Source organism: Streptomyces sp. NPDC086549, assembly GCF_044746205.1.
GTDB lineage: Bacteria > Actinomycetota > Actinomycetes > Streptomycetales > Streptomycetaceae > Streptomyces.
This window is the reverse complement of record NZ_JBIVBS010000003.1, coordinates 380,761-406,092: the sequence shown is the minus strand read 5'-3', so window position 1 is coordinate 406,092 and position 25,332 is coordinate 380,761. Positions and strand designations below refer to the sequence as shown.

Below are 25,332 nucleotides of genomic sequence, written 5' to 3'. Positions count from 1 at the left end.
GGCCGTTTTGGCATGTCGGAGGCCCTTTTCGAGCAGATTTCAGGAGCCGTTCGATCGATCATCGCTCATTTGTTACGTAAAGATTTCATCTGAGGCGAACTTCTGGCACTCAGTGCCTTGCGACATGACACGCGGTGTCATACGTTGATGTTGTCCGGGCGGCCGGCGCGCAGAGACCTTTCGTGCGCCGGCTGTCCCAGCAAGCCAATGGCCTGCACGCCCGGACGCCTGCGTCACAGGCAACCTCCCGCGCCACAAAGCGCTGCCGAAGTACCACCCGCCGAACCGACGGCATTTCTCCGCCCAAACCCTCAGCAGCACCGACGCAACCCTCAGCGCCCCTCCCTCAGGGCGCTCACCGCCGGAGGCAACACCGTGACCGTGAAGGACATCCTCGACGCGATCCAGTCGCCGGAATCGACGCCGGCCGACATCGCCGCCCTGCCGCTCCCCGAGTCCTACCGCGCGATCACCGTGCACAAGGACGAGACGGAGATGTTCGCGGGCCTCGAGACCCGCGACAAGGACCCGCGCAAGTCGATCCACCTCGACGAGGTCCCCCTGCCCGAGCTCGGCCCGGGCGAGGCCCTGGTGGCCGTCATGGCCTCCTCGGTCAACTACAACTCGGTGTGGACCTCGATCTTCGAGCCGCTGTCCACCTTCGGGTTCCTGGAGCGCTACGGCAAGCTCAGCGAGCTCACCAAGCGCCACGACCTGCCGTACCACATCATCGGCTCCGACCTCGCGGGCGTGGTCCTGCGCACCGGTCCGGGCGTCAACGCCTGGAAGCCCGGTGACGAGGTCGTCGCACACTGTCTGTCCGTCGAGCTGGAGTCGTCCGACGGCCACAACGACACGATGCTCGACCCCGAGCAGCGCATCTGGGGCTTCGAGACGAACTTCGGCGGCCTCGCCGAGATCGCGCTGGTCAAGTCCAACCAGCTGATGCCGAAGCCCGGCCACCTGAGCTGGGAGGAGGCCGCCGCCCCGGGCCTGGTCAACTCGACCGCCTACCGCCAGCTGGTCTCCCGCAACGGCGCCGGCATGAAGCAGGGCGACAACGTCCTGATCTGGGGCGCGAGCGGCGGCCTCGGCTCGTACGCCACCCAGTTCGCGCTGGCCGGCGGCGCCAACCCGATCTGTGTCGTCTCCAGCGACCAGAAGGCGGACATCTGCCGCTCGATGGGCGCCGAGGCGATCATCGACCGCAACGCCGAGGGTTACAAGTTCTGGAAGGACGAGCACACCCAGGACCCGAAGGAGTGGAAGCGCTTCGGCAAGCGCATCCGCGAGCTCACCGGCGGCGAGGACGTCGACATCGTCTTCGAGCACCCGGGCCGCGAGACCTTCGGCGCCTCGGTCTACGTCACGCGCAAGGGCGGCACCATCGTCACCTGCGCCTCGACCTCGGGCTACAACCACGAGTACGACAACCGCTACCTGTGGATGTCCCTGAAGCGGATCATCGGCTCGCACTTCGCCAACTACCGTGAGGCCTGGGAGGCCAACCGGCTCATCGCGAAGGGCAAGATCCACCCGACGCTGTCGAAGGTCTACTCCCTGGAGGAGACCGGCCAGGCCGCGTACGACGTGCACCGCAACCTCCACCAGGGCAAGGTCGGCGTGCTGTGCCTCGCCCCCGAGGAGGGCCTGGGCGTGCGCGACGAGGAGATGCGCGCCAAGCACATCGACGCCATCAACCGCTTCCGCAACATCTGAGCACACCCGAGGTCACAGATGACTGAGCGTCAGCCCGCCGAGGTGAAGCGGGAGAAGGACCGGCCGTGGCTCATGCGCACGTACGCCGGCCACTCCACCGCCGAGGCGTCCAACGAGCTGTACCGGCGCAACCTCGCCAAGGGCCAGACCGGCCTGTCGGTGGCGTTCGACCTGCCGACGCAGACCGGCTACGACCCCGACCACATCCTCGCCCGCGGCGAGGTCGGCCGGGTCGGGGTCCCGGTCTCGCACCTCGGTGACATGCGCCGGCTGTTCCAGGACATCCCCCTGGAGCAGATGAACACCTCGATGACCATCAACGCCACCGCCATGTGGCTGCTGGCGCTCTACCAGGTCGTCGCGGAGGAGCAGGGCGCGGACATCACCAAGCTCCAGGGCACGACCCAGAACGACATCGTCAAGGAGTACCTGTCCCGGGGCACCCATGTGTTCCCGCCGGGACCGTCCCTCCGTCTGACGACGGACATGATCGCGTACACGGTCTCCCACATCCCGAAGTGGAACCCGATCAACATCTGCAGCTACCACCTGCAGGAGGCCGGGGCCACGCCGGTGCAGGAGATCGCGTACGCGATGTCCACCGCCATCGCCGTCCTCGACGCCGTGCGCGACTCCGGCCAGGTGCCCGAGGAGCGCATGGGCGACGTGGTCGCGCGCATCTCCTTCTTCGTGAACGCGGGCGTCCGCTTCGTCGAGGAGATGTGCAAGATGCGCGCCTTCGGCCGCATCTGGGACAAGATCACGCACGAGCGGTACGGCATCGAGAACCCCAAGCAGCGCCGCTTCCGGTACGGCGTCCAGGTCAACTCGCTCGGCCTGACCGAGGCGCAGCCGGAGAACAACGTCCAGCGCATCGTGCTCGAGATGCTGGCCGTGACCCTCTCCAAGGACGCACGCGCGCGTGCCGTCCAGCTCCCGGCCTGGAACGAGGCCCTGGGCCTGCCGACACCCTGGGACCAGCAGTGGTCCCTGCGCATCCAGCAGGTGCTGGCGCACGAGAGCGACCTGCTGGAGTACGCGGACATCTTCGAGGGCTCCCACGTCATCGAGGCGAAGGTGGCCCAGCTGGTCGAGGACTCCCTCGCGGAGATCGACCGGATCCAGGAGATGGGCGGCGCGATGGCCGCCGTCGAGTCCGGCTACCTCAAGTCGCAGCTGGTCGCCTCGCACGCCGAGCGCCGGGCCCGTATCGAATCCGGGCAGGAGAAGATCGTCGGCGTCAACATCTTCGAGACGACCGAGCCGAACCCGCTCACCGCCGACCTGGACACCGCGATCCAGACGGTCGACCCTGCGGTCGAGGCCCAGGTCGTCGAGGCGATCGGACGCTGGCGCGACACGCGCTACCAGCCGCCCTTCAACCACCCGCGCCCGTGCAAGGCGCTGGAGCGGCTGAAGGAGGCCGCCAAGGGCACCGGCAACCTCATGGAGGCCACTCTGGAGTGCGCCCGCGCCGGGGTCACGACCGGCGAGTGGGCAGGCGCGCTGCGGGAGGTGTTCGGCGAGTTCCGCGCCCCCACGGGCGTCTCGTCCGCGCCCGTGGCCGTCCCGGTCGAGCAGGGCTCGGCCATGGCCGAGGTCCGCGCCAAGGTGGACGCCACCGCCCGCGACCTGGGCGCCGGCAAGCTGCGCTTCCTGGTCGGCAAGCCCGGCCTGGACGGGCACTCCAACGGCGCCGAGCAGATCGCCGTACGGGCCCGTGACGCCGGCTTCGAGGTGGTCTACCAGGGCATCCGGCTCACCCCCGAGCAGATCGTGGACGCCGCCCTCGCCGAGGACGTGCACGCGGTCGGCCTGTCCATCCTCTCCGGCTCGCACGCCCAGCTGGTGCCGGACGTGCTGGAACGCCTCCGTGTGGCGGGTGCCACAGATATACCGGTGATCGCCGGTGGCATCATCCCGAATGGTGACGCCGAAGAGCTCCGGGCCGCCGGAGTGGCCGCGGTCTTCACCCCGAAGGACTTCGACATCACCGGAATCATCGGCCGCATCGTCGACGAGATCCGGAAAGCGAACAAGCTCGACCCCCTGGAGGTCCCCGCATGACCACGCCCGTCAACCGTCTGCGTCCGCGGCGCTCCTGCCTCGCGGTCCCGGGAAGCAACCCCCGCTTCCTGGAGAAGGCACAGGGCCTCCCCGCCGACCAGGTCTTCCTGGACCTGGAGGACGCGTGCGCGCCGCTCGCCAAGCCCGGGGCGCGGCACACCATCGTCAAGTTCCTCAACGAGGGCGACTGGACCGGCAAGACGCGGGTCGTGCGCGTCAACGACTGGACGACCGAGTGGACGTACCGTGACGTCGTGACGGTGGTCGAGGGCGCGGGCCAGAACCTCGACTGCATCATGCTGCCGAAGGTCCAGAACGCCGAGCAGGTCGTCGCCCTGGACCTGCTGCTGACGCAGATCGAGAAGACCATGGGCTTCGAGGTCGGCAAGATCGGCATCGAGGCGCAGATCGAGAACGCGCAGGGCCTCAACAACGTCAACGCGATCGCGCAGGCTTCCCCGCGCGTCGAGACGATCATCTTCGGCCCGGCCGACTTCATGGCGTCGATCAACATGAAGTCGCTGGTCGTAGGCGAGCAGCCGCCCGGCTACCCGGCGGACGCCTACCACTACATCCTGATGAAGATCCTGATGGCCGCCCGCGCCAACAACCTGCAGGCGATCGACGGTCCCTACCTGCAGATCCGCAACATCGACGGCTACCGCGCGGTCGCGCAGCGCGCCGCCGCCCTCGGCTTCGACGGCAAGTGGGTGCTGCACCCGGGCCAGGTCGAGGCGTCCAACGAGATCTTCTCGCCCTCCCAGGAGGACTACGACCACGCCGAGCTGATCCTGGACGCGTACGACTACTACACGTCCGAGGCGGGCGGCAAGAAGGGCTCCGCGATGCTCGGCGACGAGATGATCGACGAGGCCAGCCGCAAGATGGCCCTGGTCATCTCCGGCAAGGGCCGCGCCGCCGGCATGCAGCGCACGTCGAAGTTCGAGATCCCGGAGGCCTGAGCGCGATGCAGTTCGGACGCACGTATGAGGAGTTCGAGGTCGGGGCGACGTACAAGCACTGGCCCGGCAAGACGGTCACGGAGTACGACGACCACCTGTTCTGTCTCCTCACCATGAACCACCACCCGCTCCACATGGACACCAACTACGCCGAGAAGACGACGGACTTCGGCAAGAACGTGGTGGTCGGGAACTACATCTACTCGCTGCTGCTGGGCATGTCCGTCCCGGACATCTCCGGCAAGGCGATCGCCAACCTGGAGATCGAGTCGCTCAAGCACGTGGCGCCGACCTTCCACGGGGACACGATCTACGGCCAGACGACCGTGCTGGACAAGTGGCCGTCGAAGTCGAAGAACGACCGCGGCATCGTCTACGTCGAGACCAAGGGCTACAAGCAGGACGGCACGCTCGTGTGCGTGTTCCGCCGCAAGGTGATGGTGCCGACCGAGACGTACATCAAGGAGCGCGGCGGCGAGCAGCCGGGCCGCCCCGAACTGAAGCAGCAGGAGAAGTAAGCCATGGCGCGACTCGCCCAGACCGCCGGTCTGACCGACGTCCAGCAGGAGATCATCTCCACCGTTCGGGACTTTGTCGACAAGGAGATCATCCCTGTCGCGACCGGGCTGGAGCACCGCGACGAGTACCCGCAGCAGATCGTGGACGGCCTGAAGGAACTCGGCCTGTTCGGTCTGATGATCCCCGAGGAGTACGGGGGCCTGGGCGAGTCGCTCCTCACCTACGCCCTGTGCGTCGAGGAGATCGCCCGTGGCTGGATGTCGGTCTCCGGCATCATCAACACGCACTTCATCGTCGCGTACATGCTCAAGCAGCACGGCACGCAGGAGCAGAAGGACCACTTCCTTCCGCGCATGGCGGCCGGCGACATCCGGGGCGCGTTCTCGATGTCGGAGCCGGGCCTCGGCTCGGACGTGTCGGCGATCACGTCGAAGGCGGTCAAGGACGGCGACGAGTACGTCCTGACCGGCCAGAAGATGTGGCTGACGAACGGCGGTACGTCGTCCCTGGTGGCCGTCCTGGTCCGAAGTGACGAAGGACACCCCGAGGGCACGGCCCCCCACAAGTCCATGACGACCTTCCTGGTGGAGAAGGAGCCCGGCTTCGGCGAGGTCCGCCCGGGGCTCACCATCCCCGGCAAGATCGACAAGATGGGCTACAAGGGCGTCGACACCACCGAGCTCATCATGGACGGCCTGCGCATCCCGGCCGACCGGGTGCTCGGCGGCGTCACCGGCCGAGGTTTTTACCAAATGATGGACGGAGTCGAGGTCGGCCGCGTCAACGTGGCGGCGCGCGGCTGCGGTGTGGCCCAGCGCGCGTTCGAGCTCGGCGTCCAGTACGCCCAGCAGCGTCACACTTTCGGCAAGCCGATCGCCCAGCACCAGGCCATCCAGTTCAAGCTCGCGGAGATGGCCACCAAGGTCGAGGCCGCGCATGCCATGATGGTGAACGCGGCGCGCAAAAAGGACTCCGGGGAGCGAAACGACCTCGAGGCGGGGATGGCGAAGTACCTCGCCTCCGAGTACTGCAAGGAGGTCGTGGAGGACGCCTTCCGGATCCACGGCGGGTACGGCTTCTCCAAGGAGTACGAGATCGAGCGTCTCTACCGCGAGGCCCCGATGCTGCTCATCGGCGAAGGTACCGCCGAGATCCAGAAAATGATCATTGGGCGCAGATTGCTCGAAGAGTATCGATTCCAGGGCTGATTGTCCGGGTACGGGGTGTTTTCTTCGAGAAGAAGATCACACCCCGTCAACGTTCTTCGGCCGCCGACTCGGCTTCCTCGCTTGCCCAGTTGCGGCCCGCGACCGGTACGATCCCGGGAAAGCCGCCGTCCCCCGTTATTGTGCGGCATCATCCGCTACGAAGGTCATCCATGCCCCACAGCCAAACCTCTGCACCTCGCGACAGCCGAGCCGGCGTACGCCTTGCGCGCGGAGCATCGCCGTGGCTTCTCCCGACCGTCGCCACCGCAGCCGTCAGCCTGCTCCGCGCGCGCCGCTCCGGCGCCGCCAAGGCTGTCGCCGTGCCCGCCACCGCGCTCGCGGCGGGCATGCTGTGGTTCTTCCGCGACCCCGAGCGCGAGATCGCCACGGGCCGCGTCATCTCGCCCGCCGACGGTGTGGTGCAGAGCATCATGCCTTGGAAGGACGGGCGTACCCGCGTCGCGATCTTCATGAGCCCGCTCAACGTCCACGTGAACCGTGCGCCGCTGTCCGGCACGGTCACGTCGGTCGAACACGTCCCCGGTGGCTTCGTTCCCGCCTTCAACAAGGAGAGCGAGAACAATGAGCGCGTAGTCTGGCATTTCGACACCGAACTCGGCGACATCGAGATGATCCAGATCGCCGGCGCGGTGGCCCGCCGCATCGTCCCGTACGTGCCCCAGGGCACGAAGGTCGAGCAGGGCGACCGTATCGGTCTGATCCGCTTCGGCTCGCGTGTCGACCTCTACCTGCCCGAGGGTGTGGAGGTCGCGGTCGAGGTCGGCCAGAAGACCGTGGCTGGGGTGACTCGCATTGACCGTGATTGATCCGGAGACACAGGCGGGCTGGGTGCCCGAGGCGGACGAGGTGGACGAAGAGGAGGAGATGCCCCTCTCTCTCCGCCTCTCAATAGCGGACACCCTCACCCTCGGCAACGCCACGTGCGGCTTCATGGCGGTGTACTTCACCACCACCGGCATCCTCATCCCGCATCTGACGGGCAATGACGAGTCGGCCGGCATGGCTCGCCACTCGGCCGCCACCGCGGTCATCCTCATGCTCTGCGCGGCGGTCTTCGACCTGTTCGACGGCCTGGTGGCGCGCAAGCTGCGCAGCTCGCCGATGGGCGCGGAGCTGGACAACCTCTCCGACCTGATCAGCTTCGGCCTGGCGCCCGCGTACTTCGTCCTCGTCTACGGCATGGTGGCGGACGACGCGCACCAGAGAGTGGCGGCGCTCGGGGCAATCGTGGTGCTCCTGGCCGTCGTACTGCGTCTGGCGCGCTTCTCGTGCGTGACGCCGAGAAACGGCATGTTCCAGGGCATGCCGTCCCCGTTCGGCGCGCTGACGGTGGTCTCCATCGTCCTGCTGGAACTCCCCTTCGTGGCGACGCTCCTCGCCATCCTGGGCACGGCCTGGCTGATGGTGAGCCGGGTGGAGTACCCCAAGCCGCGGGGCCGCCTCGCGGTCGCGATGCTCGGCTGGATCGTCCTCTCGATGGGTCTCCTGGTCTCCTGGGCCTTCGACGCCCCCAGCGGACAGCTCCTCCTCCAGACCGGCTGTGCGCTCCAGCTGGTCATGGGCGCGGTGATCCCCCTGTTCGCCACGGCTCGCCGGGTGAACAACTTCCGCGACAACCGGCGGGAGGCGCGGGCGGCTCAGCTGCCGTAGCGCTTGCCGCCGAGGGCCCCGAACCTGATTGGGTTCGGGGCCCTTCGCTTTTCGGTGCCCCGGCACTGATACGGGCATACGGGCATACGCGCGTCCACTGGGGGCTGCCGCCCCCAGCCCCCCGCTGTCGGCCTGAACGGCCTCGTCCTCAAACGCCGGACGGGCTGGATTGTGCGGGCCGGGCTGGATCTGGCCGACCTGGGCGGGGGCCGGGTGGGGGCGCAGGGCGGGGGCGGTCAGGGGTGCAGGGGGCGGAGTCCCCGCCGGGGTCCGGGGCGGAGCCCCGTGGCGGTCGGCGTTCGACCCACTGAGACGGGTGGGTGGGAAACGGGGTCCGGGGCGGAGCCCCGTGGCGGTCGGCGTTCGACCCACCGAGACGGGTGGGCGGGTGGGAAACGGGGTCCAGGGGCGGAGCCCCTGGCGGGGTCTGGGGCGGAGCCCCAGGGGGTGACCTCAGCCCAGCGAGTCGGGCGGGCCGGGTGGGCGAGCGGGGCCCGGGGCAGAGCCCCGCACAGCCTCAGCGCAGGAAGTCCTCCGCGATACGAGACGCGACCCGCTCAAGAACCGGCCCCGCATCCGCGATGCACTTGGCGACATCCGGCTCCTCCGAGGTGAGCGGATACGCCCGCACGATCCCCACCCGCTCCAGCGCCGCAGGCACAAGCGCCAGCCGCCCGCACACCGCCACCACGTCCCTGCCCGCCGCACGCGCGGCCGCCGCAACCCCCGCCGGAGCCTTCCCGTGCAGCGTCTGCTCGTCCAGGGCGCCCTCCCCCGTGATCACCAGCGACGCCCGCTCCAGCGCGGGCGCGAAACCCAGCGCGTCCAGCATGACCTCGATACCGGGCCGGAAGCGCGCGCCGAGAAGCAGTGCCCCGAATCCGACGCCGCCCGCCGCACCGGCCCCCGGGGACACGGCGTACTGAGCCGCGGCCGGACCGACCGCGGCCTCGACCACCTTCGCGAAGTGCGCCAGCGCCGCGTCCAGCGCCGCCACGTCGTCCGGCGAAGCGCCCTTCTGCGGGCCGTACACCGTCGGCGCACCCGTCGGCCCGGTCAGCGGATTGTCCACGTCGCTCGCGAGCACCAGATCGACCGAGTTCAGCCGAGGGTCCAGACCGGACAGGTCGGCCCGCGCGAGATCGGCGAGCCCACCCCCGCCCGGCGGCACCGGCTCCCCGTCCTGGTCGAGGAAGCGCGCGCCGAGTGCCGAGAGCATCCCGGCCCCGCCGTCCGTCGTGGCGCTGCCCCCGACGCCGAACACGATCGTCCGCGCCCCCGCGTCCAGCGCGGCCAGCAGCAGCTCTCCCGAGCCGTACGTCGACGCCGTGAGCGGCGCGAAGACACCGGCCGGCAGCCGCTGCAGCCCGCTCGCCTCCGCCATCTCCACGACCGCGGTGTCGCCGCGCAGCGCGAACGCGGCGGTGACGTCCTGCCCCAGCGGCCCCGCGACCCGGACCTCCCGCCGCTCGAACCCGGCGGCGACCGCCGCGGCCACGGTCCCGTCACCGCCGTCGGCCACGGGCAGCGACTCCACCTCGACGTCCGGCACGACCCGGCGCAGTCCGGCCGTCACCCGCTCGGCGACCTGCGCGGCCGTGAGAGAGCCCTTGAACTTGTCCGCGGCGATGAGCACCCGTCGGGTCCCGTCCACTGCAGCGTCCGCCACCTTGTATTCCCCTTGCTCTGCGGGCCCCGCGCACGTCAGGACCAGTCGCGCCGCTGCGACCTTAACCGGAGGACGCCCCCACCGTCATGCCCCGCCCGAAGCCTGGGAACCGGCTGGGAACCCCCTGTGCCGCTCGACGGAAACACCGCCCGACACAGCGCGTTCGCCACGGAAATCGGGTAAACCGGATCCATGACCCCTGTGGGCACTGAGCCAGAGCTCGCCGACCGCATCTTCGGGGGCTGGCTGGGCCGGATCGCGGGCAACATGCTCGGCAAACCGGTCGAGCAGGGCGACCTGTGGACACGCGACCGCATCGACCGCTACCTCCGGCAGGCCGCCGCCCTCCCGCTCACCGACTACCTCCCCGAGCCCGCCGACGAGAACGACGGCTACGAGCTGCGTCCGGAGTGGCGCCAGTGCGTCCGCGGCCGCATCCACGGCAGCTGCCGCGACGACGACGTCGACTACGCGATCCTCGGCCTGCACCTCCTGGAGACCCACGGCTTCGACTTCAGCACCGAGCAGGTCGGCGACCTGTGGCTGCTGCGGCTGCCGTACCTGCAGACCTTCACCGCGGAGCGGGCGGCGTACCGCAATCTCGCCAACGGGCTGAAGCCGCCGCTGACGGCCACGTACGAGAACCCGTACCAGGAGTGGATCGGCGCCCTGATCCGTGCCGACATCTACGGCTGGACCTGTCCGGACGCCCCGCACCGCGCCGCCTCCCTGGCCCGCCGGGACGCGGTGCTGTCCCACACCGGGAACGGTGTGTACGGCGCGATGTGGGCGGCGGCGCTGATCTCGGCGGCCTTCACCGCGCCGACGGTGCGGCACGCGATCGACACCGCGCTCGGTGTCATCCCGGCGACCAGCCGGCTGGCCCGCACCGTGCGCCGGGTCGTCTCCCTCCACGAGACCCGCCTGAGCTGGGAGGACACACTCACGACGGTCTCCGAGGAGACCTCCGGCCTCGGCTGGATCCACACCATCCCGAACGTCGCCGTACTCACCGCCGGGCTGCTGTACGGCGACGGCGACTTCACCCGCACCATCACGCTCACCGTCCGCGGCGGCCTGGACACCGACTCCAACGGCGCGACGGCGGGTTCGGTGGCCGGGGTGCTGACCGGCGCGGCGGCCGTCCCGGCCCAGTGGAAGGATCCGCTGGAGGACACCGTGCGCAGCGCCGTGTTCGGTTTCGACGGAGTGAGGATCAGCGACCTGGCGGAGCGGACGCTTCGCCTCGCCGGGGCGGCGGTCCAGCCGACCCATACGGCGGTCTAGCCGAGGTCCGGCCGACGGGTAGGGCGCCTGCCGACGGATACGGCGCCTGCCCGACCGGAACGGCCGCCTTGTCGGCGGTGCGACGAACTCCTCGGCACCGACTAGGAGTTCGCCGCGCCGTGGAAGGACCACGACGTCGTCGAGCTCCGCTCCTCCGTGCGCCGCTACGTCCATCCGCGACAGTCACTCCCCCGAGCCGGGCAGCGAGTCCGAGAAACGCCTGCGCAGGCTGGCTACTCTTCCTGAGTGACTTCCACTCAAGACTTCGCCACGTACATCGCGGGTCTCCCCCGCATCCTCGCCGGGGCGGCCGCCCTGTTCCGCGACGCCGAGGGCCGGGTGCTGCTCGTCGAGCCCAACTACCGCGAGGGGTGGGCGCTTCCGGGCGGCACCATCGAGTCCGACGACGGGGAGACGCCACGCCAGGGCGCCCGCCGTGAGACGGCCGAGGAGATCGGCCTCGACCGCGAGCTCGGCCGGCTCCTCGCGGTGGACTGGGTGCACGGTGCGGGACGGCCACCGCTGGTGGCGTACCTCTACGACGGCGGTGTCCTCGCCGACAGCGACTTCGCGGCGATCCGGCTCCAGGAGGAGGAACTCCTGTCCTGGCGCCTGGTACCCCGGGAGGAGATCACGGCCCACCTCCCCGGTGCCCTGGGCGGCCGCGTCCTGGCCGCCCTGGACGTCCTGGCGGAGGGTTCGGGAACGGCGGAACTGGAGAACGGCCACCGCGCGGCCTGAGACCGGTCCCGGGGATTACCGGGACCGGACGGTGGTCACCTCACGTCGACGAATTCGAGGTCGGAGGAGCGCTGTACGTGGCGCGGCGACCGCGCAAGTCCTCACGGAAGAGAGCCTGTTGCATGCCTACCAGGTCTCCGGCGGGCGACGGCATTCACACCGTGACGCCCGGCATCGCCCGCCTTCACGACCGCGCCGCCTCGGAGGATGCTCAGTCGAGACAGAACTCGTTGCCCTCGATGTCCTGCATTCCGATGCACGACTCGTTGTCGTCGTCGGCAAGGAGCAGTCGCACGCGTACCGCGCCGAGCGCGACCAGCCGTGCGCACTCGGCCTCGAGTACGGCGAGGCGCTCTTCACCCACGAGCCCGGTGCCGACCCGCACGTCAAGATGCACCCGATTCTTGACGACCTTGCCTTCGGGAACGCGCTGGAAATACAGTCGCGGGCCCACGCCTGAGGGATCACTGCAGGCGAACGCCGCCCCCTTCTGCTCAGGTGGCAGCGAGCGATCGAAATCGTCCCACGTGGCAAACCCCTCCGGTGGCGGTGGGACGACGTACCCCAACACCTCGCACCAAAAGCGTGCGACGCGCTCGGGTTCTGCGCAGTCGAAGGTGACTTGGAACTGCTTGATCGAGGACATCGGCGCACCATAGCAGGGGGACTCTGCGGCTCAATTCCCGGTGAGGATCGGCATGTTGCCGGCCGGTCCGGGACCGCACCTAGACTGCGTGACATGTCTGTTGCCGCATCGCCGCCACCCAGCAGCTCCGCCGTCCTCAGCAGCGCGGCGGACGTTCTGACCACCCTGTCCAACGGTCGGCGACTGGCCATTCTGAACGCGATCGTCGAGATGAACACGACCGCAGGGCCGGTGCCGCTGTCGGACGTCGGCCAGAGACTGGGCCTCGACATCAAGCACTTGTCCAAAGAGATCGTGCGCCTGACCGAGGCGGGATTGGTCCGGCGCGAGAACGGGATGCTGACGGCCCTGATCGCCCCGCTGGGTGACCTCGCGACTTCCGTCGCCGAACTCACCACGCTGTGTCAGGTGGTTCCGCCGAGCTCGCCACTGCGCCGTTACCTCTCGCACGGACGCATCACCCGACTGCCGAAGAGCCCGGAAGACCTCACCGCGATCGCCACCGCGCTGGCCGACCTGCTGCCCGCGGACCGATCGCTCACCGAGGCCGAGGTCAACGAGATCCTCCGGCATGCCGGTGACGATGTCGCGCGGCTGCGTCGGCTGCTCGTCGACCTGGGTCTCCTCGATCGTTCCGGCTCGGCGGAGTACCGCCGTCCGCCGGCGGCACTCACGGGCGGATCCTCGGCAACGGCTCCGCGCGGGTCGTTCTGACCGCGACGCGTCGGCCGCCCGGCCGCTGAACCATGCGGCGTGCCGGATATCCGTTCGCCCCGAGCGGGCAACCGTCCTACTCTCGGCCTATGAACAGGCCCCTCGTCGCCATCCTCAGTGGCGCAGGTATCTCCACCGATTCCGGGATCCCTGACTATCGCGGACCCAACGGGCTGTGGCGGCGGGACCCCGAGGCCGAGAAGCTCGTGACGTACGAGTACTACATGGGCGATCCCGAGATCCGGCAGCGGTCCTGGCAGATGCGGCGCAAGAACCGGACGCTCAAGGCCGAGCCGAACGCCGCGCACCGCGCCGTCGCCGAGCTGGAGCGGTCCGGGATCCCGGTGCGGGTGATCACGCAGAACGTGGACGGGCTGCACCAGCTCGCCGGGATGCCCGCCCGCAAGGTGCTGGAACTGCACGGCACCGCGCGGAGCGTGGTGTGCACGAAGTGTCACGCCCGGGGGCCGATGGAGGACGCGCTGGCACGGGTGGAGGCCGGGGAGGACGACCCGCCCTGCCTGGAGTGCGGCGGGATCCTCAAGTCGGCCACCGTCATGTTCGGCCAGAAGCTGGACCCCGTCGTCCTCGGTGAGGCACTCGCCATCACCAAGGCCTGCACCATCTTCATCGCCGTCGGCACCAGTCTGCAGGTGCAGCCCGCCGCCGGGCTCGCCGGCGTCGCCGCCGACAACGGCGCACGGCTCGTCATCGTCAACGCCGAGCCCACGCCGTACGACGACCGCGCCGACGAGGTGATCCGCGAACCCATCGGCACCGCGCTCCCCGAACTGCTGCGCAGGCTGAGCGCCGAGCAGGGTGACTAGAACAGGGACGTTCCTCGTTCGAAGTCCAGCAGTCGCCGCTTGCGGTCCAGGCCGCCGCCGTATCCCGTGAGGCTGCCGTTCGCACCGATGACGCGGTGGCAGGGGACGATGATGCCGATCGGGTTCTTGCCGTTGGCGAGGCCCACGGCCCGGGAGGCACCGGGGTTGCCGAGGGCGTCGGCGAGTTCGCCGTAGGAGCGGGTCTCGCCGTACGGGATCTTCGTGAGCTGGTCCCAGACGCTCTGCTGGAACGGCGTTCCGTTCAGGCGCAGTTCGAGGGAGAACTCCTTCAACTCCCCCGCGAAATAGGCCGCCAGCTGCTCCTCGTCCTCGGCGAAGGGTGTGTCGTCCCGCGGTCCGAAGATCTCCTGCGGCGGGCGGTGGCGCTGATCGGACATGTAGAGGCCGCACAGCACGCCGTCGCCGTCGGCAACGAGTGTCAGCGGGCCGTAGGGACTCTCGGTCACGGTGTGCTGCTTCAACGGGTTCAACGTGTTCAGCGGGTTCAACGTGTTCAACGGAACGTCCTCACACGGGCAGGAAGTTGATCGGGTGGCTGTCGGTCGCCCACAGGTACTGGACCGCGTACGCCCGCCAGGGCCGCCAGGCCGCCGCGCGTGCGGTGAGCGCGGCCGGGGTCGAGGGAAGACCCAGCTCTCGGGCGGCGCGCCGGATTCCGAGGTCGGTGGGGAGGAACGCGTCGGGGTCGCCCAGGGCGCGCATGGTGATGACGTCGACCGTCCAGGGGCCGAAGCCGGGGAGGGCGAGGAGCCGGGCGCGGGCCTGAGCCCAGTCGCTCTCCACGCCCAGGTGGAGGGTCCCGTCGGCGAGTCGGCCGACCAGCGTGGTGAAGGTGGTGCGCCGGGTGCGGGGCATCGCCAGCTGCTCCGGGTCGAGGCCGGCGAGCGCCTCCGGGGCCGGGAACAGGTGGGTGAGGCCGCCCTCGGGGTCGTCCACGGGCTTGCCGTGCGCGGTGACCAGCCGGGCGGCGTGGGTGCGGGCGGCCGCGGTGGAGACCTGCTGGCCGAGCACGGCACGGACGGCGAACTCGGCCTCGTCGACGGTACGGGGTACGCGTCGGCCGGGGGCCTTGTCGACCAGTGGTGCGAGGAACGGGTCCGTGCGCAGCTGCTCGTCGACCGCGACCGGATCGGCGTCCAGGTCGAGCAGACGGCGGCAGCGGCTGATGGCGACGGTCAGGTCGCGCAGGTCGCTGAGGGTGAGGCGGCAGGCGATGTGGTCGGGCCTGGGGGCCAGGGACACGATGCCGTGGCCGTACGGCAGACGGAGCGTGCGCCGGTACGCGCCGTCCCGCCACTCCTCCACGCCCGGTACGGCGGTCGCCGCGAGGTGGCCGAAGAGGTTGTCGGGGTTCAGCGGGGCGCGGAAGGGGAGCCGCAGGCAGAGCACTCCGGGGGCGCCTCCGGTGTCCTTCTTCGGCTTGCGGGCTCGCAGTTCGCTCGGCGACAGTGCGAAGACCTCGCGCACGGTGTCGTTGAAGGTGCGGATGGAGGAGAAGCCGGCCGCGAACGCGATCTCCGCCATCGGCAGCGGAGTCGTCTCCACGAGGAGCCGTGCGGTCTGGGCCCGCTGAGCACGGGCGAGCGCGAGGGGGCCGGCTCCCAGTTCGGCGAGCAGCTGGCGTTCGACCTGCCGGGTGCTGTAGCCGAGGCGGGCGGCGAGTCCGGGCACGCCCTCGCGGTCCACCACGCCGTCGGCGATCAGCCGCATGGCGCGGGCCACCAGGTCGGCGCGCTGGTTCCACTCCGGGGACCCGGGGCTGGTGTCGGGCCGGCAGCGCTTGCAGGCCCGGAAGCCGGCTTGCTGGCAGGCCGCCGCGCTCGGGTAGAACGTCATGTTCTGCGGCTTGGGCGGTACGGCCGGGCAGCTGGGCCGGCAGTAGATGCGGGTCGTCAGGACAGCCGTGAAGAACCATCCGTCGAACCGCGCGTCCTTGGACTGCACGGCACGCACACACCGCTCCCGTTCGAGGTGCATCCCTGTCTGCATGGGTCCAGCATCGACCACGGACGGCCCCGGCCGCTGGCAGGAATCCGACACCTACCTCACCCGACCAGGAAGTCGACGAGACGCGTCCGGGTCCGAGTCCGGTCAGGAGCAGGCGTAGCTGAAGGTCGCTTCCGCCTCGACCGGCTTTCGCTGGTGCGCGACCCGCAGGCGTGCGGTACCCCGGAAGCTGCCCGGGCCGCGCACTGTCCAGCGGAGGTGCACGGTGATCCGGCGGTCACCGCTCCGGGCCGTGTGGACCAGCTCGCCGGAGTCCTGGCCGTCGCTGCGCTGCCAGTGGTACGTCACCGGGCCGCCGCGCCCGTCGGTGGTCACCACGCCGACCAGGTCTGCGGTCTGACCGCAGTGCAACCGCCCTGCCGGCGCCCGGACTTCGACGGCGGTGACCGTCGGGGCGGGTGCCGGACGCAGCAGCAGCCAGAGCAGAACGGCCGCGGCGGCCAGGAAGGCGGTCGTGGCGATCCAGGCCCGCCGTCCGCGGCGGTGGGGGTGGTTGCCGGGTGGTACGGGTGCGGTGCGCCATTGGGCGCGGAGGGCGTCCTGGGTCTGTGCCTCGGCGGGGACGCCGGGGCCGAAGCGCAGGAGGATCTCGTCGTCGTCCCGGCCCTCGGCGGGTGCGGCCGTCGTCGGGGGCCCGGCAGGGGTGCGGTTGCGGTTGCGCTTGCCGAGGACGGTGGCCTGGTCGTCCGGAGTGGTGGTGGGGTGGGCCCGGTGCGGGGCGGAGCGGGCGCGGCTGGGCAGGGTGAGCTGCTCGTCCGGCACGGTGCCTCCGTTCGGCACGGTGTCACCGTCCGGCACCCTGTCACCGTCCGGCACGGTGTGGCGGTCCCCTTCCGGGACCAGGGGGCGTACGTCCTGGCCGTCCGCCCCCGTCACGTCCGGCTCGGCCGGCTCGTCCGGCTCGGCCGGCTCGGCCGGCTCGGCCGGCTCGGCCGGCTCGGCCGGCTCGGCCGGCTCGGCCGGCTCGGCCGTCGTCGGTGCCGTGGTGAACTCCGGGGTCGTCTCGGTCACCGCGGCGCGGAGCTCCGTGCGCTGCAGAAAGCCCGCCGGGAGCGCTGCGCGCCCGGCGACCAGAGCCGCTCGGGCCGCCGCGAGGCCCTCGGGGCCGGCGGTGGCGCCGCAGTGCGCGAACAGGGCGGCGGCGGGGGTGCCGGCGGCCGCCCAGGCCTCGCCGAGGGTGCGGGACAGGCCGGCCCAGGCCGTGATGTCGCTCCGGCGGCGCGCGGGGTCCGGTGTGTCGCCCAGCACCGTGCCCAGGGCGGCCTCGGCGAGCAGGGCGACGCCGTCCGGGGCCAGGACGACGGTGTCCGTGCCCAGCGTCCCGTGGGCGAGGCCGGCCGCGTGCAGGGCGAGCAGGGTCTGCGCGGTCTCGTTCAGGACGCTGGCCGCGCTGCCCGCGTCGAGGCCCGTACTTCCGCAGGCCAGGAGGTCCGCGAGCGTGGGAGCCGGTGGCCGGGCGGTGATCAGCCACACCTCCCCGGCCTCCGCGACGAGGTCGACCGTGCCGAGCACCCCGGGCAGCCGGAGCTTCGCCACGGCGAGCACCGCGGCGGCCAGCCGCTCACGCGTGCCCTCCGGTGCGAGCAGGGCGCGGTCGATGCGCAGCGCGCCGAGCGCCGGCTCGCCGGACCGGGCCGGGAGCAGTGCGTGCCAGGTTCCGTGCCGCGCGTCCCGCGACCAGCCCGACAGGGGGCGCCCGGCGACCGTCGTGGCTGTCGTCATGTCGTTCCGTTCTCGTTCGGGCTCGGTACGGCGCTCGGTACGGCGCTCAGCACGGCGGTGCGTCCAGGGAAGCCGTCTGCGGTCCGTTCGCCGCCGCCGGGGTGCTGGTGAGCGTGACCATCCAGGTGCCCCGGCACGGGTGGTTGGAGAAGTCGGCGACGAACGTCACGGGGTAGTGCGTGCTGCCGGACAGTTCCTGGGTCTGGTTGCCGTAGGGATCGGCGGGCGTGTCGACGTAGTAGTCCGCCGTGACGGTCAGGGGCCCGGTTCCGGTGGTGTCGAGGGTGACGTCGGCGATCAGTGTGCCCGGGGTCTGACCCCGCCGCCAGGAGCCGATGGTGATCGTGACGGTGCCGGGCGTGGACGCGGGGGTGGCCGGGTTCGCGGTCGTCGGCGCGGGCGACTCGGCGGTGGTCGGCGGGGCGGCGGTCACGGAGGGCGTGGGCGAGTCCGACGGGCTCGCCGAGGGGGTGCCGGAGGGTGTGGTGTCGGTCGTGGGTGGAACGGTGGTCGGGGCCGTGGAGGTTGAAGTGAACGACGACGTCGGCGAGTCGAGGACGGAGGGCGTCGAACTGGCCACCGTCGTCGCCGTGTCGTGCGGACGGGCCGCCACGGCTGTCGCCCCGCCCGCGACGACCGCGAGCGCGGCCGCTCCGGCGGCGGCCTTCCACCCGCTGCGCTTCACCCGGCCGAGCAGGGTCAGGGCCCGGGCCGGCGCGTCGAGGGTCACTGTCGCGGTGAACGGGAACAACAGGGCGAGCAGAGTGGTGAGTTCGGCGAGTCTGCGGCGGCCGCGCTCCTCCCAGCCGGCGCCGTACCCCTCGGTGGCGGACCGTTCCAGTTCGGCGAGGAAGTCCTCGATGCCCGGCCTCTCCGCCGGGTCCTTGGCCAGTCCCCGGCGCAGCAGTCCGCGTACCGGCGCGGGTACGTCGTCCAGGGGGACGGGGGCCCGGAGGTGCTGCAGGCGCAGGGCGGTCAGGTCGTCGCCGGTGAACGGGCGTCTTCCGGTCAGGCACTCGTGGAACACGGCCGCAGCCGCGTACACGTCGCCCGCCGGCCCGGCCGGTTCGCCCTGCCACTGCTCGGGCGCCATGTAGGCGGGCGTACCGGCGGTCTCGGTCTCGCGTCCGGTGCGTACGGCGATGCCGAAGTCGGCGAGCGCGCTCGTGCCGTCGGCGCGGACCAGCACGTTCTCCGGCTTGTAGTCGCGGTGGACCACCCCCGCGGCGTGGGCCGCGCCGAGACCCAGCAGCGAGCCCTTGAGCAGGACCAGGGCGACCTCGGGGCCGGTCGCCCCGTGCCGGCGCAGCAGTTGGCGCAGGCTGACGCCGTCCACGGCCTCCATGACGATGGCGGCGCCGGCGCGCGCCTCGACGTACTCGTACAGCCGCACCACGCACGGGTGGCGCAGTTCGCCCAGCAGCCGGGCCTCGGCGCGGAAGCGGGCGAGGAACTCCCGGTCGCCGCGCAGGCTCCGGCTCAGGTACTTGATGGCGACGGGCACGTCGGTCGCGGTGTGCCGGGCCAGTACGACCCGCCCGCCGGCGCCCTCGCCGAGGGTACGTACGGGCTGGTAGCCGGGGACGGCCCAGTCGTCGCCCTCGGTGTGGCTCGGATCGCGTGTCATGCCGTCCCCTCCACGGCCGCGCCCACCGCCGGGACGGGCGCCGTGCCGTTCGCGTCATGTCGGCGTCGCATCCGGCGCATCAGCCACCGCACGGGCGCGGACCACACGGGGAACGCCACCAGGGCGACCACGAGGGCCTCGGTCACCGTGGTCCACGGCGGGCTCAGCCACCCGTCCAGCAGGTCCCCGATCCGGGATCGCCAGGCCAGCAGGGCGAGGGCCAGGAAGCCGTACGTCCCGACGACGACGGCGAGGCCGTACGCGGCCATGCCCGCCTGCCGCGGGCCCGGGCGGCTGCCCGCGCGCAGGTCCCGCCAGAGTCCCTTGCGGAAGTACGCGCTCGCCTCCTCGCGCAGGCGCGGCACGCGCAGCGCGTCGGTCAGGGCCTGGTAACCGTCCAGCGGCATCAGGGGGTTGAAGTTGTAGAGCGTGTTGAGGTAGAGCCCGAAGGCGAGTTGGAAGAGGACGGCCGAGGCCGGTCCGGCGGGCAGGAAGGCCGCGCCGGCCGCGCACCAGCCGGCCAGGGCCGCCGTCGACAGCGGCCCGGACAGCGCGACGACGACCCGTGACCGGCGGGTGCCGAACCACATGTCGCTGGTGTCCACGAACGCGAACGGCATGCCCATCATGAGCAGGAACCCGCCGCGCCTGACCTTGCGGCCGTACGACTTCACGGCCAGTGCGTGCGTCATCTCGTGGACGACGAGGGCGGACACGTATCCGGCGGCGAGGAGCACCGGGCCCCAGACTCCCGCGCCACCGAAGTCCAGCAGGTGCTGACGGCCCTGCGCGGTGAAGAACGCGACGAGGCCGCCGATCACCGAGAGCCAGACCAGGGTCACCCCGGTCCGGGTGAAGAACCGCCAGCCGAAGGACTGGTAGAGGCGGGTGACGGTGCGGTCCAGGCCGGGGACCGAGATCTCCAGCTTCAGCAACGCCCGGTAGAGGGCCCGCCCTGCCCGGCGCCAGCCCCTGCGCTCCGTCTCCTCGGGGCGGCCGGGCAGGCCGCGCAGCAGGCCCGCGTTCGCGAACGCGGCGAGCGCCGCCTCGATGCGCGGGAGGGCGAGTTCACCGAAGCGGTCGGCGTAGGCGAACAGCAGGTCCCGTACGGTGTTCTCGCCGTCGACGGCGTTCCAGAGGAAGACCTCGCGCTCGTCCAGCTCCAGGTACGCACCGGTACGGGTGTTGTTCAGCACCCAGCGGGGTTCGCCTCGGTCGGGGGGCATCTGCTTGAGCGCCCAGCCGGAGCGGCGGCGGGGCCGTGCGGTGAGCGGGCCGTTCGCCTCGGGCGCCGACTCCTGTACGGCGGTGGGGAGTTGGGTGAGCTGCGTGCCGACGACCTGGGTGCGCTGGCCGATGTGCGCCGCGCGGGGCTGCTCGAACACCAGGCGTACGTCGCCGACGGACAGCTCGGTGCCGTCGGCGAGTTGGGCCGCGCCGCCGTGCAGGTCGACGCCGGCCACGGCCGTGCCGTTGAAGGAGTCCAGGTCCTCGATCCGGAACCCCGACTCCGTGCGCACGATCCGGGCGTGGCTGCGCGACACGCTGCCGTCGGGCAGGACGACGTCGTTGTCCGCGCCCCGGCCCAGCGTCGTGACCGGGCCGGTGAGCGGGACGAGCAGGGCGGGGTCGTCGAGGCCGCGCAGCTGCGGCGCGGCGTACGACGTCGGTGCCGCGCCGCGGCGGAGGGTGCCGCAGTGCAGGCAGTACGGGAAGTCGCGCCGCACGTGGACGCGGCAGGCGTGGCAGAGCATGCGTCGGCTCAGCCCGCGCCGTTGCCGCTGAGGAACGTTCCGTCGGAGAAGCCGCCGTCCGTTTCGGGGCCGGGCGCGGCGGGCGACAGATGCGTGGCGATGTCGCCGATGCGGGAGGCACCGGGGAAGTTCACACCGCCGCGCACGGTCTCGGAGCCGCCGCCGATGGTCTCACGGCCGCGCCCGCCGTCCTCGCCGCCGCCCGGTTCGCCGCCGCCGGAGGGACGGTCGCCGTTCTCGCCGCTGCCACCGCCTTCACCGCCGCCACCGCCGCCTTCGCCACCACCGTGGCCGCCACCGGACGGACGGTCACCGTTCTCGCCGCTGCCACCGCCCTCACCGCCGCCACCGCCGCCTTCGCCACCACCGCCGCCACCACCGCCATCACCACCACCATGGCCGCCACCGGACGGACGGTCACCGTTCTCGCCGCTGCCACCGCCTTCACCGCCGCCACCGCCGCCTTCGCCACCACCGCCATCGCCACCACCGTGGCCGCCACCGGAGGGACGGTCGCCGTTCTCGCCACTGCCACCGCCCTCACCGCCGCCACCGCCGCCTTCACCGCCACCGCCGCCTTCGCCACCGCCACCGCCTTCGCCACCACCGTGGCCGCCACCGGACGGACGGTCGCCGTTCTCGCCGCTGCCACCGCCTTCACCGCCGCCACCGCCGCCTTCGCCACCGCCACCGCCTTCGCCACCACCGTGGCCGCCACCGGAGGGACGGTCGCCGTTCTCGCCACTGCCACCGCCCTCACCGCCGCCACCGCCGCCGCCTTCACCACCACCGTGGCCGTCGCCCTCGTCGCGGTCGAAGATGCCGCCGTGGCCGAAGTGACCGGCGTCGCCGCCGCCCTCACCGCCGAAGCCGCCGCCGTGACCGCCGAGGTCCCCGAACCCGCCGGACCCGCCGAGGTCGCCTCCGGACCCGAAACCGCCGTCCCCGAAGCCGCCGGAACCGACACCGCCGTCGCCGAACCCGCCGAACCCGCCCTCGGCACCGCCCCCGAAGCCGCCCGGGCCCCCGGAGCCGCCTCCGCCGAAGTCGCCGAACTCCCCGAAGCCGCCCTCGGCGCCACCGCCGACATGCCCCCCGAGCCCGCCCAGGTCCGCCCCGTCCGCGTTCCCGAACCCACCGAGCAGGCTCTGGGCGCCGGTGGCGGACACGTCGAAGGCCCCGGCGGTGCCCTGGCCTTCGGTGGGAAGCGCCGGGTTCGCCGCGTGGTCGACAGAGCTGTGGTCGACGGATGTGTGGTCGGCTGACATGTGGTCGGCTGACATGTGGTCGACGCCGACGTGGTCGCCGGACACATGGTCGACCGGAACGTCCGCAACGTCATGGTGGGCCAGCGCATGTGCCGCGCTCCCGAAGAACAGGGACGACTTGGACAGCCGCGGGTCGAGTGCGGCCGGTCCCCCTTCGGTGCCGGACTCGACGCGCAGGGAGCGGAGCTCGGTGACCTGCGCGGGCGTCAGGCCCAGTCTTCGGGCCACCTCGTCGGTGTCACCGTCGAGTTCGGCTCTGAAGGCCGGGTCGACGGCGAGGCGGGTCATGGCGTCGCGGAAGGCGTTGTCGGTCATGTCTTCTGGTCTCCGTGGGTCTGCGTGCGCTGGTGCCGATCCCGGCGGAGCTGAGGATCCCCCCTGGCCGGCGGCAACCGCCATTTCCGGCCATCCCCACCGATGCCTGCACGGTCGGTTATAAGGGGCATGACATGACCCGCGCAAGGCTGGGAGCAGGGCACCCTTGGCGCATATGCCGCCGGAAGGATCGGCCGCGCCCGCCGGGCACCGATCGAATACCGCCACCGGTCCTCACCCAGCGCGCATCCGGCGCACTTCCAAAACGGCGGTCGCGTCAGCCTTCCGCCCTGAACCGGGCGATCCACTCCGAGGTCGCCCGCAGCCCGCCGAACGTGTAGAAGTGCACCTTCAGATCGCCGTGGCGCCGGGCGTCGTACTCCCGGGCCAGCGCGCGCAGGAAGCGGTCGGGTCCCGCCGTGCCCACGAGGTTGGTCAGCGAGAACCCGTACTTGCGGGCGATCGAGGCGCTGGTGCCGACGCCGAAGCGGGCGGCGTAGCCCATCAGCCGCCGTACACCGGCCGGTCCGGGGACGCCGATGCGGATCGGCAGGTCGACGCCGCGCTCACGCGCCCGCTCCACCCAGGTGAGCACCGCGTCCGCGTCGAAGCCGAACTGGGTGATGACGTCGCCCGCGAGCCGCTGGGCCCCGAGGTGCGCGCTCTTGTCGGTCAGCGCGGACCACAGCGAGTGCTCGGTGATGGCGGGGTGGCCCTCCGGGTAGCCGCTGATGCCGACGTGACGGACGCCGTAGCGCTGGAGGAGCCCGGTGCGGATGACGGCCAGGGCGTCCTCGTACGGACCCTCGGGGCGGGCGGGGTCGCCGCCGACGACGAACACGTTCTCGACGGTGCCGTCGGCCGCCAGGCCGGCCAGGAACTCTTCGAGATCCGACCGCGAGGGGAGACGGCGGGCGGAGATGTGCGGGACGGGGACGAAGCCGAGGCGCCGGACCGCGCGGGCGGCGGCCAGGCGCATCCGCAGGTCCTCGTTGCCGAGGAAGGTGACGTTGACCCGGGTGCCCGGGGGGATGTCGGCGTGCGCCTCCTCCAGTTTCGGGACGTCCTTGCCCGTCATCTCCAGGGAGAAGTCCTCCAGCAGTGCGGTGGCGGACGCCGTCGGGGCCATGGGACCCGGGTTCATCGTGCTCCTTCGTTCTCGTGCCGTCCCGGTCGTCGCGCGGGTACGGGGTGAGCACGAGTCCGGGGTCCTGGGCCGGGCCGATGATGTCACGCACGCCGTCGGCGTCACGAAGCAGGGTGACCCGGCCCTTGGCCGGCCCGCCACGGCGTCCCCCTTGATCACACGGGCCTGGCGGGCGAGGGCGAGGGGGCGGCTGTCGCCACCCGGGCGGTGCGGAACGGACGCCTTACGCGCGTCCAGAACTTCGGAAACGAAACAGAAGATTTCGACAGCCCGCACCGACCGCGATCTCCGGCTTGGTCTGCGGCGGCCTTGCGAAAGTGTTCCGTGCGTCGACCGGCACCGGGAGTTGACGCGATCGCGACGACCCGCCCCCCTTCCCGGCCCCCGGTCCCGGAAGGCCCCGTCGACCTGTGGGGCGGGCGGGGTTCCTCGTCTCCGTGGTCAGTCGTTCCCGGAGGGGGCGACCGTGCCGGTGCTCGCCCAGCTGGCGAGGAGGCCGAGTGCCTCACGCTCTCGCGAGTCCGGTTCGGGGGTGTAGAAGTTGAGGCGCAGGCCCGGGTCGGAGGGCAGGTCCATCGCCTCGTAGGGCAGGGCGAGTTCGCCGACCAGCGGATGGTGGAGGTTCTTCACGCCGGAGCGGTGGAACTTCACGTCGTGGCGTGCCCACCGGCGGGCGAAGTCACCGCTCCTGGTGGTCAGTTCTCCGATCAGGTCGGTCAGCGCCTTGTCGTGGGGCGCCCGGCCCGTCTCGGTGCGCAGGAAGGCCACCGCGTCGTCGGCGCCCTTGTCCCAGTCGGCCCAGAAATCCCTGCTCGCGGGGTCCAGGAACATGAAACGAGCGCTGTTGACCGGCCCGCGCTGGGCGAACAGCGGCGAGTCGAAGACCGGTGCGTACAGCGCCCGCCCCAGCGCGTTGGCGGCCAGGATGTCGAAGCGCGCGTTGCGTACGTACGCCGGCACGTCGGTCATGGAGTCGAGCAGCCGCAGGATCGTGGGCCGCACGCGGGACGCGGTCACTGTGGGCCGCCGGCCCGACGGGGTCGCCGCGCGGGCCAGGTCGTAGAGGTGGGTGCGCTCGGCCTCGTCGAGCCGCAGTGCGTGTGCGAGGGCTTCGAGCACCGAGTCGGAGGCGCCACTGAGGTTCCCGCGCTCCAGCCGGACGTAGTAGTCCACGCTCATGCCCGCCAGCAGGGCGACCTCTTCGCGGCGAAGGCCCGCCACGCGGCGGTTCCCACCGTAGACCGGCAGCCCGGCCTCGTCCGGGGTGATGCGCGCCCGCCGGGTGCTCAGGAACTCGCGCACCTCGGCGGCCAGGTTCTTCTTGTCGCCGTCGGCCATGGTCAGATCCCGGGGGCTCGTTCCGCGACGCCGTCGGCGGGCATGACCTTGGACCGGCCGGCGTCGGACGCGGGGTGGGTGAGGGCTTCGGTGGGGGCCGAGG

Annotated in this window: 22 protein-coding genes; 13 read left to right on the top strand and 9 right to left on the bottom strand. The window is 71.4% G+C overall.

The genetic code is table 11. The features are described 5' to 3' along the window. Positions 1 to 375: 375 nt before the first annotated feature. The 7 genes from ccrA to pssA all read left to right on the top strand — a co-directional run bounded on the left by ccrA (position 376) and on the right by pssA (position 8,146). Positions 376 to 1,719, top strand: coding sequence for a crotonyl-CoA carboxylase/reductase (gene ccrA / locus ACIPSA_RS12775; protein WP_402632743.1), 1,344 nt, complete (start codon positions 376 to 378; stop codon positions 1,717 to 1,719). A gap of 18 nt (positions 1,720 to 1,737) precedes the next feature. Beyond that, the gene (locus ACIPSA_RS12770; protein ID WP_402632739.1) at positions 1,738 to 3,786 is read left to right on the top strand and encodes a protein meaA; all 2,049 of its coding nucleotides are present in this window, start codon (positions 1,738 to 1,740) and stop codon (positions 3,784 to 3,786) included. Beyond that, on the top strand, positions 3,783 to 4,748 hold the full coding sequence (locus tag ACIPSA_RS12765; protein WP_402632736.1) for an HpcH/HpaI aldolase/citrate lyase family protein: 966 nt from the start codon (positions 3,783 to 3,785) through the stop codon (positions 4,746 to 4,748). Before ACIPSA_RS12770 ends, ACIPSA_RS12765 begins: the two co-directional genes overlap by 4 nt. Before the next feature lie 5 nt (positions 4,749 to 4,753). Beyond that, positions 4,754 to 5,266, top strand: a complete 513-nt coding sequence (locus tag ACIPSA_RS12760; RefSeq protein WP_062716551.1) for a MaoC family dehydratase — start codon at positions 4,754 to 4,756, stop codon at positions 5,264 to 5,266. Between the two features lie 3 nt (positions 5,267 to 5,269). Continuing rightward, complete coding sequence (locus ACIPSA_RS12755) at positions 5,270 to 6,475, top strand: acyl-CoA dehydrogenase family protein (RefSeq protein WP_402632734.1); 1,206 nt, start codon at positions 5,270 to 5,272, stop codon at positions 6,473 to 6,475. Between the two features lie 170 nt (positions 6,476 to 6,645). Beyond that, positions 6,646 to 7,302 (top strand): phosphatidylserine decarboxylase, encoded by a 657-nt coding sequence (locus ACIPSA_RS12750; protein WP_402633757.1) that lies wholly within the window; start codon positions 6,646 to 6,648, stop codon positions 7,300 to 7,302. A gap of 22 nt (positions 7,303 to 7,324) precedes the next feature. Next, on the top strand, positions 7,325 to 8,146 hold the full coding sequence (gene pssA, locus ACIPSA_RS12745) for a CDP-diacylglycerol--serine O-phosphatidyltransferase (protein WP_402633755.1): 822 nt from the start codon (positions 7,325 to 7,327) through the stop codon (positions 8,144 to 8,146). Positions 8,147 to 8,663: 517 nt separating this feature from the next. Here pssA and ACIPSA_RS12740 read toward each other — a convergent pair. Continuing rightward, positions 8,664 to 9,815 (bottom strand): glycerate kinase, encoded by a 1,152-nt coding sequence (locus ACIPSA_RS12740; protein ID WP_402632732.1) that lies wholly within the window; start codon positions 9,813 to 9,815, stop codon positions 8,664 to 8,666. A gap of 192 nt (positions 9,816 to 10,007) precedes the next feature. Here ACIPSA_RS12740 and ACIPSA_RS12735 point away from each other — a divergent pair, with 192 nt between their 5' ends. Together ACIPSA_RS12735 and ACIPSA_RS12730 are read left to right on the top strand one after the other, a co-directional pair. Next, positions 10,008 to 11,102 carry an ADP-ribosylglycohydrolase family protein gene (locus ACIPSA_RS12735; RefSeq protein ID WP_402632730.1) on the top strand — a complete coding sequence of 365 codons (1,095 nt, stop codon included), beginning with the start codon at positions 10,008 to 10,010 and terminating at the stop codon, positions 11,100 to 11,102. A 246-nt stretch (positions 11,103 to 11,348) separates the two neighbouring features. Beyond that, the gene (locus tag ACIPSA_RS12730; RefSeq protein ID WP_402632727.1) at positions 11,349 to 11,843 is read left to right on the top strand and encodes an NUDIX domain-containing protein; all 495 of its coding nucleotides are present in this window, start codon (positions 11,349 to 11,351) and stop codon (positions 11,841 to 11,843) included. A 211-nt stretch (positions 11,844 to 12,054) separates the two neighbouring features. On the opposite strand, the gene ACIPSA_RS12725 is transcribed toward ACIPSA_RS12730, so the two are convergent. Next, positions 12,055 to 12,489 carry a VOC family protein gene (locus tag ACIPSA_RS12725; protein ID WP_402632724.1) on the bottom strand — a complete coding sequence of 145 codons (435 nt, stop codon included), beginning with the start codon at positions 12,487 to 12,489 and terminating at the stop codon, positions 12,055 to 12,057. 93 nt (positions 12,490 to 12,582) lie between these two features. Between ACIPSA_RS12725 and ACIPSA_RS12720 the strand changes: the two genes are divergently transcribed. Next, positions 12,583 to 13,203, top strand: coding sequence for a DUF2087 domain-containing protein (locus ACIPSA_RS12720; RefSeq protein ID WP_402632721.1), 621 nt, complete (start codon positions 12,583 to 12,585; stop codon positions 13,201 to 13,203). Positions 13,204 to 13,292: 89 nt separating this feature from the next. Continuing rightward, entirely contained in the window at positions 13,293 to 14,030 is a 738-nt protein-coding gene (locus ACIPSA_RS12715; RefSeq protein WP_402632718.1) for an SIR2 family NAD-dependent protein deacylase, read from the top strand. Here the strand turns inward: ACIPSA_RS12715 and ACIPSA_RS12710 are convergent. The 5 genes from ACIPSA_RS12710 to ACIPSA_RS12690 form a co-directional block, all read right to left on the bottom strand. Beyond that, a complete protein-coding gene (locus ACIPSA_RS12710) occupies positions 14,027 to 14,512 on the bottom strand; it encodes a methylated-DNA--[protein]-cysteine S-methyltransferase (RefSeq protein WP_402633753.1) in 486 nt (161 codons plus the stop codon). The genes ACIPSA_RS12715 and ACIPSA_RS12710 overlap by 4 nt on opposite strands. Positions 14,513 to 14,558: 46 nt before the next feature. Continuing rightward, positions 14,559 to 16,028: an AlkA N-terminal domain-containing protein gene (locus ACIPSA_RS12705; RefSeq protein WP_402633750.1), complete on the bottom strand. Its 1,470-nt coding sequence runs from the start codon at positions 16,026 to 16,028 to the stop codon at positions 14,559 to 14,561. 114 nt (positions 16,029 to 16,142) lie between these two features. Then, positions 16,143 to 17,780, bottom strand: coding sequence for a hypothetical protein (locus ACIPSA_RS12700; protein ID WP_402632715.1), 1,638 nt, complete (start codon positions 17,778 to 17,780; stop codon positions 16,143 to 16,145). A gap of 46 nt (positions 17,781 to 17,826) precedes the next feature. Beyond that, positions 17,827 to 19,407 carry a serine/threonine-protein kinase gene (locus tag ACIPSA_RS12695; RefSeq protein WP_402632713.1) on the bottom strand — a complete coding sequence of 527 codons (1,581 nt, stop codon included), beginning with the start codon at positions 19,405 to 19,407 and terminating at the stop codon, positions 17,827 to 17,829. Beyond that, positions 19,404 to 21,161: an FHA domain-containing protein gene (locus tag ACIPSA_RS12690; protein ID WP_402632710.1), complete on the bottom strand. Its 1,758-nt coding sequence runs from the start codon at positions 21,159 to 21,161 to the stop codon at positions 19,404 to 19,406. The genes ACIPSA_RS12695 and ACIPSA_RS12690 overlap by 4 nt, the downstream gene beginning before the upstream one ends. An 89-nt stretch (positions 21,162 to 21,250) precedes the next feature. Between ACIPSA_RS12690 and ACIPSA_RS12685 the strand changes: the two genes are divergently transcribed. Further along, positions 21,251 to 22,426, top strand: a complete 1,176-nt coding sequence (locus tag ACIPSA_RS12685) for a hypothetical protein (protein WP_402632708.1) — start codon at positions 21,251 to 21,253, stop codon at positions 22,424 to 22,426. Positions 22,427 to 22,444: 18 nt separating this feature from the next. After that, positions 22,445 to 22,798, top strand: coding sequence for a hypothetical protein (locus tag ACIPSA_RS12680; protein ID WP_402632705.1), 354 nt, complete (start codon positions 22,445 to 22,447; stop codon positions 22,796 to 22,798). 223 nt (positions 22,799 to 23,021) lie between these two features. Here the strand turns inward: ACIPSA_RS12680 and ACIPSA_RS12675 are convergent, their stop codons facing one another. Both ACIPSA_RS12675 and ACIPSA_RS12670 read right to left on the bottom strand, forming a co-directional pair. Further along, positions 23,022 to 23,888 (bottom strand): methylenetetrahydrofolate reductase, encoded by an 867-nt coding sequence (locus tag ACIPSA_RS12675; protein ID WP_402632702.1) that lies wholly within the window; start codon positions 23,886 to 23,888, stop codon positions 23,022 to 23,024. 444 nt (positions 23,889 to 24,332) lie between these two features. After that, a complete protein-coding gene (locus ACIPSA_RS12670; RefSeq protein WP_402632699.1) occupies positions 24,333 to 25,229 on the bottom strand; it encodes a helix-turn-helix transcriptional regulator in 897 nt (298 codons plus the stop codon). Positions 25,230 to 25,332: the final 103 nt, after the last annotated feature.

Excerpts from the sequence above, each read along its gene's own strand:
- ACIPSA_RS12770 (WP_402632739.1), top strand. The coding sequence starts at position 1,738 with ATGACTGAGCGTCAGCCCGCCGAGGTGAAGCGGGAGAAGGACCGGCCG.
- ACIPSA_RS12765 (WP_402632736.1), top strand. The coding sequence starts at position 3,783 with ATGACCACGCCCGTCAACCGTCTGCGTCCGCGGCGCTCCTGCCTCGCG.
- ACIPSA_RS12760 (WP_062716551.1), top strand. The coding sequence starts at position 4,754 with ATGCAGTTCGGACGCACGTATGAGGAGTTCGAGGTCGGGGCGACGTAC.
- ACIPSA_RS12755 (WP_402632734.1), top strand. The coding sequence starts at position 5,270 with ATGGCGCGACTCGCCCAGACCGCCGGTCTGACCGACGTCCAGCAGGAG.
- ACIPSA_RS12750 (WP_402633757.1), top strand. The coding sequence starts at position 6,646 with ATGCCCCACAGCCAAACCTCTGCACCTCGCGACAGCCGAGCCGGCGTA.
- ACIPSA_RS12735 (WP_402632730.1), top strand. The coding sequence starts at position 10,008 with ATGACCCCTGTGGGCACTGAGCCAGAGCTCGCCGACCGCATCTTCGGG.
- ACIPSA_RS12725 (WP_402632724.1), bottom strand. The coding sequence starts at position 12,489 with ATGTCCTCGATCAAGCAGTTCCAAGTCACCTTCGACTGCGCAGAACCC.
- ACIPSA_RS12720 (WP_402632721.1), top strand. The coding sequence starts at position 12,583 with ATGTCTGTTGCCGCATCGCCGCCACCCAGCAGCTCCGCCGTCCTCAGC.
- ACIPSA_RS12715 (WP_402632718.1), top strand. The coding sequence starts at position 13,293 with ATGAACAGGCCCCTCGTCGCCATCCTCAGTGGCGCAGGTATCTCCACC.
- ACIPSA_RS12705 (WP_402633750.1), bottom strand. The coding sequence starts at position 16,028 with ATGCACCTCGAACGGGAGCGGTGTGTGCGTGCCGTGCAGTCCAAGGAC.
- ACIPSA_RS12700 (WP_402632715.1), bottom strand. The coding sequence starts at position 17,780 with ATGACGACAGCCACGACGGTCGCCGGGCGCCCCCTGTCGGGCTGGTCG.
- ACIPSA_RS12695 (WP_402632713.1), bottom strand. The coding sequence starts at position 19,407 with ATGACACGCGATCCGAGCCACACCGAGGGCGACGACTGGGCCGTCCCC.
- ACIPSA_RS12690 (WP_402632710.1), bottom strand. The coding sequence starts at position 21,161 with ATGCTCTGCCACGCCTGCCGCGTCCACGTGCGGCGCGACTTCCCGTAC.
- ACIPSA_RS12685 (WP_402632708.1), top strand. The coding sequence starts at position 21,251 with ATGCGTGGCGATGTCGCCGATGCGGGAGGCACCGGGGAAGTTCACACC.
- ACIPSA_RS12675 (WP_402632702.1), bottom strand. The coding sequence starts at position 23,888 with ATGAACCCGGGTCCCATGGCCCCGACGGCGTCCGCCACCGCACTGCTG.
- ACIPSA_RS12670 (WP_402632699.1), bottom strand. The coding sequence starts at position 25,229 with ATGGCCGACGGCGACAAGAAGAACCTGGCCGCCGAGGTGCGCGAGTTC.